Annotated in this window: 13 protein-coding genes; 12 read left to right on the top strand and 1 reads right to left on the bottom strand. The window is 59.0% G+C overall.

Annotation, left to right across the window (positions count from 1 at the left end; all coding sequences use genetic code 11):
* The first annotated feature begins 204 nt into the window (after positions 1–204).
* The 6 genes from murJ (at position 205) to ispH (ending at position 7,779) form a co-directional block, all read left to right on the top strand.
* Positions 205–1,743 (top strand): murein biosynthesis integral membrane protein MurJ, encoded by a 1,539-nt coding sequence (gene murJ, locus ACYZT9_RS22965; RefSeq protein ID WP_462007550.1) that lies wholly within the window; start codon positions 205–207, stop codon positions 1,741–1,743.
* Between the two features lie 129 nt (positions 1,744–1,872).
* Positions 1,873–2,823 carry a bifunctional riboflavin kinase/FAD synthetase gene (gene ribF / locus ACYZT9_RS22960; RefSeq protein ID WP_462007549.1) on the top strand — a complete coding sequence of 317 codons (951 nt, stop codon included), beginning with the start codon at positions 1,873–1,875 and terminating at the stop codon, positions 2,821–2,823.
* Positions 2,824–5,655: an isoleucine--tRNA ligase gene (gene ileS / locus ACYZT9_RS22955; RefSeq protein WP_462007548.1), complete on the top strand. Its 2,832-nt coding sequence runs from the start codon at positions 2,824–2,826 to the stop codon at positions 5,653–5,655.
* Complete coding sequence (gene lspA, locus ACYZT9_RS22950; protein ID WP_150710910.1) at positions 5,648–6,160, top strand: signal peptidase II; 513 nt, start codon at positions 5,648–5,650, stop codon at positions 6,158–6,160. The genes ileS and lspA overlap by 8 nt, the downstream gene beginning before the upstream one ends.
* Positions 6,161–6,167: 7 nt before the next feature.
* Positions 6,168–6,605, top strand: coding sequence for an FKBP-type peptidyl-prolyl cis-trans isomerase (fkpB, locus tag ACYZT9_RS22945; RefSeq protein WP_462010276.1), 438 nt, complete (start codon positions 6,168–6,170; stop codon positions 6,603–6,605).
* Positions 6,606–6,831: 226 nt separating this feature from the next.
* Positions 6,832–7,779: a 4-hydroxy-3-methylbut-2-enyl diphosphate reductase gene (ispH, locus tag ACYZT9_RS22940; protein WP_461953168.1), complete on the top strand. Its 948-nt coding sequence runs from the start codon at positions 6,832–6,834 to the stop codon at positions 7,777–7,779.
* Here the strand turns inward: ispH and ACYZT9_RS22935 are convergent.
* Complete coding sequence (locus ACYZT9_RS22935) at positions 7,756–8,304, bottom strand: GspH/FimT family pseudopilin (RefSeq protein ID WP_462007547.1); 549 nt, start codon at positions 8,302–8,304, stop codon at positions 7,756–7,758. The two genes, ispH and ACYZT9_RS22935, sit on opposite strands and share 24 nt — an antisense overlap.
* A gap of 130 nt (positions 8,305–8,434) precedes the next feature.
* Here ACYZT9_RS22935 and ACYZT9_RS22930 point away from each other — a divergent pair, with 130 nt between their 5' ends.
* Genes ACYZT9_RS22930 through ACYZT9_RS22905 form a run of 6 tightly spaced genes read left to right on the top strand, consistent with a single transcriptional unit; the run spans position 8,435 to position 14,071 of the window.
* A complete protein-coding gene (locus ACYZT9_RS22930) occupies positions 8,435–8,908 on the top strand; it encodes a GspH/FimT family pseudopilin (RefSeq protein WP_462007546.1) in 474 nt (157 codons plus the stop codon).
* Positions 8,905–9,354, top strand: coding sequence for a type IV pilus modification protein PilV (gene pilV, locus ACYZT9_RS22925; protein ID WP_462007545.1), 450 nt, complete (start codon positions 8,905–8,907; stop codon positions 9,352–9,354). The genes ACYZT9_RS22930 and pilV overlap by 4 nt, the downstream gene beginning before the upstream one ends.
* On the top strand, positions 9,351–10,070 hold the full coding sequence (locus ACYZT9_RS22920; protein WP_462007544.1) for a PilW family protein: 720 nt from the start codon (positions 9,351–9,353) through the stop codon (positions 10,068–10,070). Before pilV ends, ACYZT9_RS22920 begins: the two co-directional genes overlap by 4 nt.
* An 11-nt stretch (positions 10,071–10,081) precedes the next feature.
* Entirely contained in the window at positions 10,082–10,564 is a 483-nt protein-coding gene (locus ACYZT9_RS22915) for a pilus assembly PilX family protein (protein ID WP_462007543.1), read from the top strand.
* A complete protein-coding gene (locus tag ACYZT9_RS22910) occupies positions 10,551–13,658 on the top strand; it encodes a pilus assembly protein (RefSeq protein WP_462007542.1) in 3,108 nt (1,035 codons plus the stop codon). Before ACYZT9_RS22915 ends, ACYZT9_RS22910 begins: the two co-directional genes overlap by 14 nt.
* A gap of 14 nt (positions 13,659–13,672) precedes the next feature.
* The gene (locus ACYZT9_RS22905) at positions 13,673–14,071 is read left to right on the top strand and encodes a type IV pilin protein (protein WP_462007541.1); all 399 of its coding nucleotides are present in this window, start codon (positions 13,673–13,675) and stop codon (positions 14,069–14,071) included.
* Positions 14,072–14,125 lie beyond the last annotated feature (54 nt).

Genomic DNA, 14,125 nt, shown 5'->3' with positions numbered 1-14,125 from the left:
CGCGAATCATGCCGATGAGTTGATGTCTTGTCAAGGGCGGTTGAGACGTTCCGCTAAGTGGTAGGTATAAAGAGGCGGGATATTTATTTCCGGCGCTTGACCTGTAAACTCGCGAGCTTTGGCTCTGTGCTGCTGCGGCGCGGAGTATCGCATAAGTGGGCGCGTTGTTCGCCTGCTGTTTATCGACAGGCACACACTCTTTCAATGAATCTGCTCAAATCGTTGGCCGCCGTCAGCTCTATTACGATGCTTTCCCGGGTTCTGGGGTTCGTCCGTGACACCCTTATCGCGCGCGCATTTGGCGCCGGGATGGCGACCGACGCCTTCTTCATCGCCTTCAAACTGCCCAATCTGCTGCGGCGGATCTTCGCCGAAGGGGCCTTTTCCCAAGCGTTCGTGCCGATTCTTGCCGAATATAAAAGCCAGAAGGGCGAGGAGGCGACGCGAACCTTTGTTGCCTACGTCTCTGGTCTGCTGACGCTGGTGCTGGCGCTGGTCACCGCGCTGGGCATGATCGCTGCGCCGTGGGTTATCTGGGCAACGGCGCCGGGTTTCACCGACACTCCGGAAAAATTCCAGCTCACTTCCGACCTGTTGCGGGTGACATTTCCATATATATTGCTGATCTCTCTGTCTTCCTTGGCAGGGGCGATCCTCAATACGTATAACCGTTTCTCGGTGCCGGCCTTCGTGCCGACCCTGCTTAACGTCAGCATGATCATTTTCGTGCTGTTCCTGACGCCGTATTTCGATCCGCCGGTCATGGCCCTGGGCTGGGCGGTGCTGGCGGGTGGTCTGGCGCAATTGCTCTATCAACTGCCGCACTTGAAAAAAATCGGCATGCTGGTCCTGCCGCGCCTGAACCTGCGCGACAGCGGCGTCTGGCGGGTGATGAAACAGATGCTGCCGGCGATTCTCGGTGTTTCGGTGAGCCAGATTTCTCTCATCATCAACACCATTTTTGCGTCGTTCCTGGTCGCCGGTTCCGTGTCGTGGATGTATTACGCCGACCGTTTGATGGAGTTGCCATCGGGGGTGCTCGGTGTGGCGTTGGGCACAATTCTGCTGCCGACCCTGGCCAAGACCTATGCCAGCAAGGACCGCGCCGAATACTCACGGATTCTCGATTGGGGCCTGCGTCTGTGCTTCATGCTGGTGTTGCCGTGCTCGCTTGCGCTGGGAATTCTGGCCGAGCCGCTGACGGTGTCGCTGTTCCAGTACGGACAGTTCAGCGCCTTCGATGCGGCCATGACTCAGCGGGCGCTGATCGCATATTCGGTCGGGTTGCTCGGGATTATCGTGATCAAAGTGCTGGCACCAGGCTTTTATGCGCAACAAAACATCCGCACACCGGTAAAGATCGCGATTTTCACGTTGATCGTTACGCAGTTGTTTAACCTGGTGCTGATTGGTCCGCTGGCCCACGCCGGGCTGGCGCTCGCCATCAGCGTCGGTGCCTGCCTGAACGCGGGGCTGCTGTTCTATCAGTTGCGCAAGCAGCAGATGTACCAGCCACAACCGGGCTGGGCGAAGTTCGGTGCCAAACTGGTGGTCGCGGTTGCAGTAATGTCGGCGGTTTTGCTGGGCGGAATGCACTTTATGCCGGTCTGGGATCAGGGGCACATGCTGGAGCGATTCCTGCGCCTGGGCGCTCTGGTGGGCGCGGGCGTCGTCTCGTATTTCGGCATGTTGCTGTTGATGGGCTTTCGTTTGCGCGACTTCAATCGCAAGGCGCTGAGCTGAGGCTTTTGCCTCGATAAACACGGGCGGGCCGACGGTTTTGTCGGCTCGATCACTTTGGGTTACGGTGTTGCCTGTCGTCGGCCGCCGGGTGTGGTTATAATCGACCACTTTATGAGCAAGAAGCGCGTTATGCAGCTGGTTCGAGGCCTCCACAACCTGCGCCCCCGGCATCGGGGCTGTGTCGCCACTATTGGCAACTTTGACGGTGTTCACCGTGGCCACCAGGCTATCCTGGCGAGGCTGCGTGAGCGAGCGCTCGAGTTGGGCGTACCCAGCTGCGTGGTGATTTTCGAGCCGCAGCCGCGGGAATTCTTCGCTCCGGACACGGCACCCGCCCGTCTGGCCCGTCTGCGAGACAAACTGCAGCTGCTGGCTGACGAAGGTGTCGACCGGGTCCTGTGCCTGGCCTTCAATCAGCGCCTGAGCAAGCTCAGCGCCAGCGAATTCGTCGATACCATTCTGGTAGACGGCCTGGGCGTACAGCACCTGGAGGTCGGTGACGACTTCCGCTTCGGCTGTGACCGGGTAGGGGATTTCGATTTCCTGCAACAGGCCGGCGCCATGCAAGGCTTTACCGTCGAAGCGGCGCAAACCGTCGAGCTGGACGGCATTCGCGTCAGCAGCACCCAGGTGCGAAATGCCCTGGCCGCGGCAGATTTTACCTTGGCCGAACGCCTGCTCGGTCGTCCGTTCCAGATAACCGGGCGAGTCCTGCATGGCCAGAAACTGGCGCGCCAGTTGGGTACGCCAACCGCCAACATTCAACTCAAGCGTCGTCGCGTGCCGCTGACCGGGGTTTACCTGGTCGACGTCGACATCGACGGCAAGACCTCGCCAGGCGTCGCCAACATCGGCGTGCGGCCAACGGTCCAAGGGGATGGCAAAGCCCACCTCGAAGTCCATCTTTTAGATTTTGCCGGCGATCTGTATGACCGGCGTTTGACGGTGGTTTTCCACCACAAGCTGCGTGAAGAGCAGCGTTTCGCCTCTCTGGAGGCGCTTAAGACGGCGATCAATGCGGATGTCGCCGCCGCCCGTGCCCTGTCGCACCTAGCGCCAATCGCTAATGAAGAGCCATAAATGACCGACTATAAAGCCACGCTAAACCTTCCGGACACCGCCTTCCCAATGAAGGCCGGCCTGCCTCAGCGCGAACCGCAGATTCTGCAGCGCTGGGACAGCATTGGCCTGTACGGTAAGTTGCGCGAAATTGGCAAGGATCGTCCGAAGTTCGTACTTCACGACGGTCCTCCGTACGCCAACGGCACGATTCACATCGGTCATGCGCTGAACAAGATCCTCAAGGACATGATCATCCGCTCGAAAACCCTGTCGGGTTTCGACGCGCCTTATGTTCCGGGCTGGGACTGCCACGGTCTGCCGATCGAGCACAAGGTCGAAGTGACCCACGGCAAAAACCTGGGCGCGGACAAGACCCGCGAACTGTGCCGTGCCTACGCCACCGAGCAGATCGAAGGCCAGAAATCCGAATTCATCCGTCTGGGCGTGTTGGGCGACTTCGCCAACCCGTACAAGACCATGGACTTCAAGAACGAGGCCGGTGAAATCCGTGCGTTGGCCGAAATCGTCAAGGGCGGTTTCGTGTTCAAGGGCCTGAAGCCTGTGAACTGGTGCTTCGACTGCGGTTCGGCCTTGGCTGAAGCGGAAGTCGAGTACGAGAACAAAAAGTCCTCGACCATCGACGTGGCCTTCCCGATTGCCGACGAAGCCAAACTGGCTGCCGCTTTCGGTCTGCCGTCGCTGGACAAACCGGCTTCGATCGTGATCTGGACCACCACCCCGTGGACCATCCCGGCCAACCAGGCGCTGAACGTTCACCCGGAATTCAACTACGCCCTGGTCGACGTCGGCGACAAACTGCTGGTACTGGCTGAAGAGCTGGTCGAATCGTGCCTGGCCCGTTACAGCCTGGAAGGTTCGGTCATCGCCACCACCACCGGTAAAGAACTGGAACTGATCAACTTCCGTCACCCGTTCTACGATCGCCTGTCGCCGGTTTACCTGGCCGACTACGTTGAACTGGGCGCTGGCACCGGCGTGGTTCACTCCGCTCCGGCGTACGGCGTGGACGACTTCGTGACCTGCAAAAAATACGGCATGGTTAACGACGACATTCTCAACCCGGTACAAAGCAACGGCGTTTACGCGACCTCGCTGGAGTTCTTCGGCGGCCAGTTCATCTGGAAAGCCAATCCGGCCATCGTCGACAAACTGACCGAAGTCGGTGCGCTGCTGCACACCACCATCATTGAACACAGCTACATGCATTGCTGGCGTCACAAGACCCCGCTGATCTACCGCGCCACCGCGCAGTGGTTCATCGGCATGGACAAAGAGCCAGCGACTGGCGAAACCCTGCGCAAGCGGGCGATCAAAGCCATCGAAGAGACCAAATTCGTCCCGGCCTGGGGCCAGGCGCGCCTGCACTCGATGATCGCCAACCGTCCTGACTGGTGTATCTCCCGTCAGCGCAACTGGGGCGTGCCGATCCCGTTCTTCCTCAACAAGGAAAGCGGCGAACTGCACCCACGCACCGCCGAGCTGATGGAAGAAGTGGCCAAGCGCGTTGAAGTCGAAGGTATCGAAGCCTGGTTCAAGATGGACGCTGCCGAGTTGCTCGGTGACGAAGCGCCGCAATACGACAAGATCAGCGACACCCTGGACGTCTGGTTCGATTCGGGCACCACGCACTGGCACGTCCTGCGCGGTTCACACCCGATGGGCCACGAGAGCGGCCCGCGTGCCGACTTGTACCTGGAAGGTTCCGACCAACACCGCGGCTGGTTCCACTCGTCGCTACTGACCGGTTGCGCCATCGATAACCACGCGCCGTATCGCGAGCTGCTGACCCACGGTTTCACCGTCGACGAGTCCGGTCGCAAGATGTCCAAATCCTTGGGCAACGTGATCGCACCGCAAAAGGTCAACGACACCCTGGGCGCCGATATCATGCGTTTGTGGGTGGCTTCCACCGACTACTCGGGTGAAATGGCGGTGTCCGAGCAGATCCTGCAACGCAGTGCGGACGCCTACCGGCGCATCCGTAACACCGCGCGCTTCCTGCTCTCCAACCTGACCGGTTTCAACCCGGCCACCGACATTCTGCCGGCCGAAGAAATGCTCGCGCTGGACCGTTGGGCCGTGGATCGCACGCTGCTGCTGCAACGCGAGTTGCAAGAGCACTATGGCGAATACCGCTTCTGGAACGTCTACTCCAAAATCCACAACTTCTGCGTGCAGGAGCTGGGCGGTTTCTACCTCGACATCATCAAGGACCGTCAGTACACCACGGGCGCCAACAGCAAGGCTCGCCGTTCGGCGCAAACCGCGCTGTTCCACATCTCCGAAGCGCTGGTGCGCTGGATCGCGCCGATCCTCGCGTTCACCGCCGACGAACTGTGGGAATACCTGCCGGGCGAGCGTAACGAATCGGTGATGCTCAACACCTGGTACGAAGGCCTGACCGAACTGCCGGAAAACGTCGAACTGGGCCGCGCCTACTGGGAGCGGATCATGGCGGTGAAGGTCGCTGTGAACAAGGAAATGGAAATTCAGCGCGCAGCCAAGGCGGTCGGTGGCAACCTGCAAGCCGAAGTGACGCTGTTCGCCGAAGATGCGCTGAGCGCCGACCTGGCTAAACTGAGCAATGAACTGCGTTTCGTGCTGATCACCTCAACCGCCAGCGTTGCCCCCTTTGTTCAGGCGCCAGAGGACGCGTTAGTCACCGAAGTCAGCGGTCTGAAGCTGAAAATCGTCAAGTCGGCCTTCGCCAAGTGCGCCCGTTGCTGGCACTGCCGCGAAGACGTCGGCGTGAACCCGGAGCATCCGGAAATCTGCGGTCGCTGTGTCGACAACATCAGCGGCACTGGCGAGGTCCGTCACTATGCCTAATGCCATTGGCCGTTTCGGACGGCTGGGCTGGCTCTGGTTGAGTTTGCTGGTCCTGGTCATCGACCAGGCCAGCAAGTTCTACTTCGAAGGCTCGCTCAAGATGTACCAGCAAATCGTGGTGATCCCCGATTACTTCAGCTGGACCCTGGCCTACAACACCGGCGCCGCGTTCAGTTTCCTGGCTGACAGTTCGGGTTGGCAGCGCTGGTTGTTTGCCCTGATTGCGGTCGTGGTCAGTGCGGTGCTGGTGGTGTGGCTCAAGCGCCTTGGGCGCAACGAAACCTGGCTGGCGATTGCGCTGGCCCTGGTGCTCGGCGGCGCGCTGGGCAATCTGTATGACCGCATTGCCTACGGCCATGTGATCGATTTCATTCTGGTGCATTGGCAGAACCGCTGGTATTTCCCGGCGTTCAACTTCGCCGACAGTGCGATTACTGTTGGTGCCGTGATGCTTGCGCTGGACATGTTCAAAAGCAAGAAAACCGGAGAAGCCGTTCATGACTGAACAGGTATTGGCTGAGCAACGCATCCGCCAGAACACGGAAGTCACCTTGCACTTTGCACTGCGCCTGGAGAACGGCGACACCGTCGACAGCACCTTCGACAAAGCCCCGGCGACCTTCAAGGTCGGCGACGGCAACCTGTTGCCGGGTTTCGAGGCGGCACTGTTCGGCTTCAAGGCTGGCGACAAGCGTACGCTGACGATTCAGCCGGAAAACGCTTTTGGTCAGCCTAACCCGCAAAACGTACAAATCATCCCGCGTAACCAGTTCAAGGACATGGAACTGTCACCGGGTTTGCTGGTGATCTTCAACGATGCGGCCAATACTGAGCTGCCTGGCGTTGTGAAAGAGTTTGATGACGAGCAAGTGACCATCGATTTCAATCATCCGCTGGCCGGAAAGACATTGACCTTTGACGTCGAAATCATCAGCGTCAAATCGCTGTAACTGACCGGATGCGGTCAAAATTGTGGGAGCGGGCTTGCTGTGGCGAGGGGATTTATCCCCGTAGGGGTGCGAAGCGCCCCTGAACCCGACCACCGCGGTCTTGAATGAGAACGCGCTGCCTGGTTTACGATTGCTTCGCAATCGGACGGGGATAAATCCCCTCGCCACAAAGCCCGCTCCCACAGTGGTTATTCATTTTTTCCGCGCGCAAGACACGAGGCACCGCATGCAAATCAAACTCGCCAACCCCCGTGGCTTCTGCGCCGGTGTCGACCGGGCGATCGAAATCGTCAATCGCGCCCTGGAAGTCTTCGGGCCGCCGATCTATGTGCGCCACGAAGTAGTCCACAACAAATTCGTGGTCGAAGACCTGCGCGCTCGCGGTGCGATCTTTGTTGAAGAACTGGATCAGGTCCCGGACGACGTCATCGTGATCTTCAGTGCCCACGGCGTCTCCCAGGCTGTGCGTACTGAAGCCGCTGGCCGTGGCCTCAAAGTGTTCGACGCGACCTGCCCGCTGGTGACCAAGGTGCACATCGAAGTCGCGCGTTACAGCCGCGACGGTCGTGAATGCATCCTGATCGGCCATGCCGGTCACCCGGAAGTCGAAGGCACCATGGGCCAATACGATGGCAGCAATGGTGGCGCGATCTATCTGGTCGAGGACGAGAAAGACGTTGCCGCGTTGCAAGTACACAATCCCGAAAAACTGGCCTTCGTCACCCAGACTACTCTGTCCATGGACGATACCAGCCGCGTCATCGACGCTCTGCGTACGCGTTTTCCGGCGATTGGTGGCCCGCGCAAGGACGACATCTGCTACGCGACGCAAAACCGTCAGGACGCAGTCAAGCAACTCGCCAACGAATGCGATGTGGTATTGGTGGTCGGCAGCCCGAACAGCTCCAACTCCAATCGCTTACGCGAGCTGGCCGAGCGCATGGCCACTCCGGCCTATTTGATCGACGGCGCCGAAGACCTGCAAAAGAGCTGGTTTGATGGCGTCGAGCGCATTGGTATTACCGCGGGTGCCTCCGCTCCGGAAGTGCTGGTGCGTGGTGTGATCCAGCAACTGCAGGCTTGGGGTGCTACCGGTGCCGATGAGCTGGCCGGTCGCGAGGAGAACATCACGTTCTCCATGCCTAAAGAGTTACGCGTCCGTTCGTTGCTTTGATTTTTTCTCTCTCTGGCATAACGCCTGCTCAGCCTTGTGGTTGCGTAGGCTGACACGACCGGTTGCGGCCAGCACCACTTGAAGCTGGCTGACGGGCTCGCGGGCATCGCAAAGGTGCAATGTTCCGGCTTGAAAGGCTTTTTTGGGCATCAGCGGCTCACCGAGACTGCTGAAGCGGATGTAACGCTTGACCCACCAATTGCCGACAATCGGCACCCCAGTGTCGCTCGCGTGCTCGGCCATAACCGGATTGCTGTGGTCCTCCGAGCCTTTACCACTGACGTCCAGAATGATTCGCCAGCCCTGGCCCCAATCACCATTGATGCCATAGATCACCACACTCTGATTGCGCGAGAGCGAGAGGGTTCTGGCATTGCGTATACCGCTGATTAACGACTGCGCCGCTTCCTCGCGATGATTCGATTCCGTAAGCGCAGCAAATGCCGGACTGACCAAGTGCAGAACAATCCCGACAATCATCAGTCCCATGAGCAGTTCGATCAGACTGAAACCTTGCTGACGCATGATATCTCCCTCCCTGGAATACGGTGGTTGCGCAATCCTTGTGCGAGTAATGGCAAAACAACCGAACATCTGTCGGTCGAATGTTCTAGCGTGTAACTGCAGGTATAGCCGACGGCAACGGAGGGCACCGATGGATCATCGTACAAAAGGTTTCACGCTGATCGAGTTGCTGGTCGCGCTTGCGGTCTTTCTGATTCTGATCACCCTCGCGGTCCCGGCGTTTACCCGTTCGGTGCAAGGCACCAAGGCCGACACCGAGATCAGCGACCTGCAACGAGGTCTGAACTTCGCCCGACTCGAAGCGATCGATCGGGGCATCACCACCCGGGTGCGACCGACGGCGGGTGACAGCGTCTGGAGCGGGGAATTGGCGGTCTATGACAGTACTGGCACTGCGGCCAATGTATTACGGGTTGTTCCAGCGATGAGCAGCGGCGCGACTCTGACGCTAACCTCAGGAGTGACCGCCATCGATTTCAACAATCTCGGCGGTCTGTCGGCACCGTCCACGGCGGTGGTGATCAGCTACGTACTGGGGGCGCAAAGCAGGACGCTGACGGTGTGTTTGAACGGACGAATTCTACTGGGTGGAAGTTGCGGATGAGGGGATGGAGCAAGCGTGCTCAGGAAGGCATGACGCTGATTGAGGTTTTGGTGGCGTTGTTGATTCTAAGCGTGGGCCTGTTGGGGGCGGCGGCGTTTCAGCTCAATGCGCTGAAGTACACCGACAGCGCGCGAATGACCAGCCAGGCCAGTTTTATAGCCTACGACATGATGGACCGCATCCGCGCCAACTCCGGCGCCGACTACACCGTCACGCCACCGACGTCGGGCAACCTGAATGTCGCGCGAGATCAGGACTTGTACGACTTCACCTCCAACGTCGTCAATTTCCTTGGCAGTACCGCCACGGGGACCGTCACACTCAATCAGCGGGTCTACACCATCACCATCACCTGGGACGACTCTCGGGCCGCCAACATCGCCAATTCCCGCCGCAGCTTTGTGCTGACCAGTCGCGCCGCCGTCGACCCGGTGGTGACGCCATGAACCGGCTCAATCGAGGTTTCGGCCTGATCGAAATGCTGATCGCCCTGGCGTTGAGCCTGGTCGTGGTACTCGGCGTGGCGCAGATTTTCATTTCGGCGAAGAACACCTACGTCAGTCAGAACGCGTCGGCGAACATGCAGGAAGATGCGCGTTTCGTGCTGAGCAAGATGATTCAGGAAATCCGCATGGTGGGGATGTTCGGTTGTCTGGGTACGATTACCGATGCAAGCGCGGGAGGCAGCTTCAATCTCAGTCAGGTAATGCCGATCAGTTGGGACAATGCCGATCTCAAGCTCACCTTGGTGACCGCCGATGTGGGAGCGGGTGGAGGTACGCCGACCTGGACAGTGGTTTCCGATTGCAGACATACGGCGACGGCACATTCCAATCGGGTGGCTCCGGCATCGGGACAAGTGGCGTTTCCGATTCGGCGTCTGGTCTACAGCCTCAAGAATAATCAGTTGACGATGGGGGTTGGCCCCGCGACGCCGACGCCGGCTCAGGCGGTATTGGTCGACAATGTCAGCAAATTCGACGTAAGTTTCGGCCTCGCCAATTCGGCCTCTGATTTCTCTGCTTCCAGCTACAACCCTAATCCGTCCGACCCGGCGCGAATCCGCAGCGTGCGCCTTACGCTGACTCTCTTCGACCCGGACAACCGAGTGCGCGATCAAACCTTCAACGTGGTTGCCGCTTTGCGCAACCGCTTGCCATGAGGGGAGCGCCGATGAATTTTTCTTCCGTGAACGCTCACACCCAGCGCGGCATGGCATTGCTGATCAGCCTGGTGTTTCTGCTGTTGCTGACACTGATCGGCATTTCATCGATGCAGAACGCCACGCTGCAGGAAAAAATGGCCAGCAGCGTGACCCTGCGCAATCAGTCGTTTCAAGGCGCGGAAGCGGCGTTGCGCGTCGGTGAAAGCGCGGTGCAACGGGACACCTATTCATTGCCAGTCTGCACCGGTACCAGTCAATGCGCGCCGCCGGCCGAGTCTTCGTCGATCACCGCCGCGGGGTTCAATTCCACATCGGGCGTCACCTGGATCGCCGCCGCCAACGGTTTCTACGGGGTGCAGAACATCGGTACTACGTTGAACGCCGTGAATGTGCCGAGCAACACTTCTGCGACGCTTTATCGGGTCACGGCAGTGGCCATCGTGGGCAATAAGGTTCGCAGTGTGGTGGAGAGCATCTATGCCAAGTACTGATAGGTGCACCGGGCTCCAGCGGTTGCTTTCTGGCGTTGTATTGGGCCTGTACCTGTCAGCCCCTGCGTACGCGTTCACGCCCTCGGACTCGCCTCTGCTGAGCGCTGCGGCGGTTCCGCCAAACGTGATGCTGCTGATCGATGATTCGGGGAGCATGAACAACATCATTTGGGCGCCGGATTTCGATCCGACGGTCAGCCGCGCGCAAATTGCGAATTGCGATTCCAACCCGTCATGTTCCGACGGTCAGAATCTGAACATGAACGATACCAATATCACCTTGTCGAGCCTTAATCGCGGCGGTTGCTCCACCAACGGCAACTGGTACGGTTTTTATCGGGGATCGGGGGTGTCGTCGATATGCCTGAAGTTGCCCGATCCGGTGGGCAATGAAAAAACGCGTTATACGGCTGACTATCTGTCTTATCTGGTGAGTCTGGCGAATGGGGCGAGCAGGGACTTCACCACTGGCACGGGTGCCATCCCTAACGATTACCGAATGAACGTAGCGAAGGATGTTTCTACGAATCTGGTTACCGGCAATCGCGCACTGCGTATCGGGCTCGCGACATTCAACCCGCCCACGGGCGGTAACTCCGGCCCCGGTGGGTTTATCGTCCGCGCTGTCAGTGATCTATCGGCTGGCGGGAGCATCACCCCGGGTCAGGCACAAACCAACTTCGACAACCTGATTTCATCGATCGATGGTTTGAGTGCAATCGCCAATACTCCGTTGGCGGAGACTTATTACGAGATCACGCGGTATATGCGCGGCATGGCGCCGTACTACAACTCGACACCCACCACTTACACCAGCCCGATCCAGTATCGCTGCCAGAAAAACTATGGCGTGGTGATTACCGATGGCCTGCCTACGTTCGACCGTACCTTCCCGACCAACGATCCACTCGGTAGCAGCCGCTTGCCGAACTGGGACGGCAACAGCGCAAACGACGGCGACAATCTCTCCGGTGATCGCGAGGGTGACACCTTGTACCTGGACGACATTGCCAAGTTCGCCTTCGACATCGACATGCGCTCCACAGGGACAGATGCCTCAGGTAAAAGCTGGAACGCGGTGGATTTCCCCAAGCAGAACATGAATACCTACACCGTGGGTTTCGCCGTCGCTAACCAGATGTTATCGGACGCTGCGAACTACGGGCTGGGCAAGTACTACCAGGCAACGGACAGCTCCGGCCTCAACTCTGCGTTGGCATCGGCTCTGAGCGACATCACATCGAAAGCCGGTTCAGGGGGGAGCGGCACCACCAGCAGCTCAATCATAGGGGCCGGTTCCGCTTACTACCAGACCAGCTTCGATCCCAAGGACTGGCGCGGCACCATCAAATCCTATGGGTTCACCGCCACTGGTGCGGTCAATACCGCCTCGGTGCTCTGGACCACCGACAAGGCCATCGTCCCGGGCGCGACGGCGCCGATTTACCAGTCTTGGAACAACGTGAGCAACGCGCCCGTCACACTGGCTTACACCAATTTTGCCCCGGCGCAGCAAACCGTGGTGAGCCAGGGCCTGCCCACCGGCATCTCCGGCAGCGATCTGGTGGAGTGGAGCAAGGGCACCAACAAGGTCGGGCTGAAAGTGCGCAGCGTGTTGCTTGGCGACATCATCAACTCGCCTTTGGTGCTGGCCTCGCCCACGGATAAAACCGCGTCCGATCTGGTGAGTGACACCAGTTACAGCACCTATCTGGCCACTAAAGCCACCAACATGAGCGCCAGCCTGGTGGTCAACGCCAACGACGGTTTTGTCAGCGTCATCAACTCGGGTAACGGTGCAAGGCGCTATGCCTATATGCCTTCCAGCGTACTGCCATCGCTGCGCTTCATCGCCGATACCGCCTACATCAACGGCGTCAGCCACAGGTTTCTGGTCGACGGACAGGTCGGCGTATTCGATGCACAACTCAACAGTGCCTGGAAAACCCTGGCGATCGGCGGGACAGGGGCGGGTGGCAAGACGTTTTACGCGCTACAGCTGTTTGACGCTTCGGCCGGTAACGTGACCAAGGCGTTGTGGGAGTTCAGTGCACCCGCCACGGCCAATACGGCAAACGTTTTCAATGATCTGGGTTATGCCTATGCCCGTCCGGAAGTGGCGCGCTTGGCCGATGGTCGTTGGGCGGCGTTCATCTCCAACGGCTATGGCAGCAATTCCGGTGTGGCGGCGTTGTATGTGGTTGATCTTCGCGACGGGTCACTGATCAAGAAAATCGTCATCGACAGCACGGAGAACACCAACGGCCTGTCTTCGGTGAAGCTCGAAGTCAACTCACAGAATGTGGTGCAGGCCGCCTATGGCGGAGATCTGAAAGGGCGGTTATGGAAGTTTGATCTGAGCGGCGCCACCACCGACACCTGGGGCGTGGCGTTTTCCGGCAAGCCGTTGTTCACAACGGCTGGCGGCGCAACCCAGCCAATCACTGCGCAGCCGTTACTGGCAGACAATTCGCTGGGCGGTAAAGTGGTGTTTTTCGGCACCGGCAAGTTCAACGAGACCGTCGACAAGACCAACAAGGATCTGCAGGCATTTTATGCGGTGTGGGACGCGGACGGCGGCTCCGGACAGATCACCACGTCCAGTTTGCAGATTCAGTCGGTGACGGGCGTGTTCTCGGGAAGCTCGGGGCAATTCATCACCACCAGCCAGAACGAAGTGACCTATCCGGCGGAGAAGGGCTGGTACCTGCCACTGGTCTACAACAGCGTATTGACCGGTGAGCGGGTGATCAACCAGGCGGCCCTGGTGCTGGGGCGAATCGTATTTACCACAGCCAATGTCGACACTACGGACCCTTGCGCCAGTTTCGGCACCGGCAAACTGGTCGAACTGGATGCGTTCAGCGGTAAGATGCTCAACTACGCGGTGCTCGATACCAACGGTGACGGGGTGGTCGACAGTGCGGACACGATATCCAGCGGGGTGGTCTTTACAGGCGGGATTCCGATGTTGAACGCCATCGTCGATGGTGGAAAGGGTAAGCTCGTGGGCGACACCAGTGGAGCAGTGGTCAGGGTGGTTGAAAAAGGTGGCGGCGGCAGCCGTCGCATCATGTGGCGACAAATTCAGTAAGTGAGAGATGAGGCATGCGCAGATCCAACCGCGGTTTTACCCTGATCGAAATCATGATCGTGATTGCGATCATCGGGATCGTCATCACCATCGGCTACCCCAGTCTCACCGAGTACGTGAAAAAGGGCCGTCGGGCCGAAGTGGCCGGCTTGCTCTCCGAGCAAGCGCAAATTCTCGAACGGTTTTACTCGAAGACTAACGTCTACACCGGTGCCACCGGGCTGAGCACCGGCAATGACTACTACACCATCACCCCGACCCTGACAGACCAGACCTTCGTTCTGACCGCTGCACGCAAGGCCGGCAGCATGGCAAGCGACAAGTGTGGCGATTTCACCATCACCAACACCGGCGTCAGAAGCATGGTCGGTGCAACGTCCGGCCTGACTACCAAGGATTGCTGGGGGCGCTGAGTTTCTTTTTCGGGCGCCTTTTGCGCCCTCTCTCTATTTCACGGTTGGATCGGA

The sequence above is a fragment of the Pseudomonas sp. ZT5P21 genome, assembly GCF_054897785.1.
The sequence above is the reverse complement of the archived record's forward strand: the minus strand, read 5'-3'. Positions and strand labels throughout refer to the sequence as shown.

Bases quoted from the DNA above. Each gene is read 5' to 3' on its own strand.
- ribF (WP_462007549.1), top strand. From the start codon at position 1,873: ATGCAGCTGGTTCGAGGCCTCCACAACCTGCGCCCCCGGCATCGGGGC.
- ACYZT9_RS22935 (WP_462007547.1), bottom strand. From the start codon at position 8,304: ATGCGTCAGCAAGGTTTCAGTCTGATCGAACTGCTCATGGGACTGATG.
- ileS (WP_462007548.1), top strand. From the start codon at position 2,824: ATGACCGACTATAAAGCCACGCTAAACCTTCCGGACACCGCCTTCCCA.
- lspA (WP_150710910.1), top strand. From the start codon at position 5,648: ATGCCTAATGCCATTGGCCGTTTCGGACGGCTGGGCTGGCTCTGGTTG.
- ACYZT9_RS22915 (WP_462007543.1), top strand. From the start codon at position 10,082: ATGAATTTTTCTTCCGTGAACGCTCACACCCAGCGCGGCATGGCATTG.
- ACYZT9_RS22920 (WP_462007544.1), top strand. From the start codon at position 9,351: ATGAACCGGCTCAATCGAGGTTTCGGCCTGATCGAAATGCTGATCGCC.
- ispH (WP_461953168.1), top strand. From the start codon at position 6,832: ATGCAAATCAAACTCGCCAACCCCCGTGGCTTCTGCGCCGGTGTCGAC.
- ACYZT9_RS22905 (WP_462007541.1), top strand. From the start codon at position 13,673: ATGCGCAGATCCAACCGCGGTTTTACCCTGATCGAAATCATGATCGTG.
- murJ (WP_462007550.1), top strand. From the start codon at position 205: ATGAATCTGCTCAAATCGTTGGCCGCCGTCAGCTCTATTACGATGCTT.
- pilV (WP_462007545.1), top strand. From the start codon at position 8,905: ATGAGGGGATGGAGCAAGCGTGCTCAGGAAGGCATGACGCTGATTGAG.
- ACYZT9_RS22930 (WP_462007546.1), top strand. From the start codon at position 8,435: ATGGATCATCGTACAAAAGGTTTCACGCTGATCGAGTTGCTGGTCGCG.
- ACYZT9_RS22910 (WP_462007542.1), top strand. From the start codon at position 10,551: ATGCCAAGTACTGATAGGTGCACCGGGCTCCAGCGGTTGCTTTCTGGC.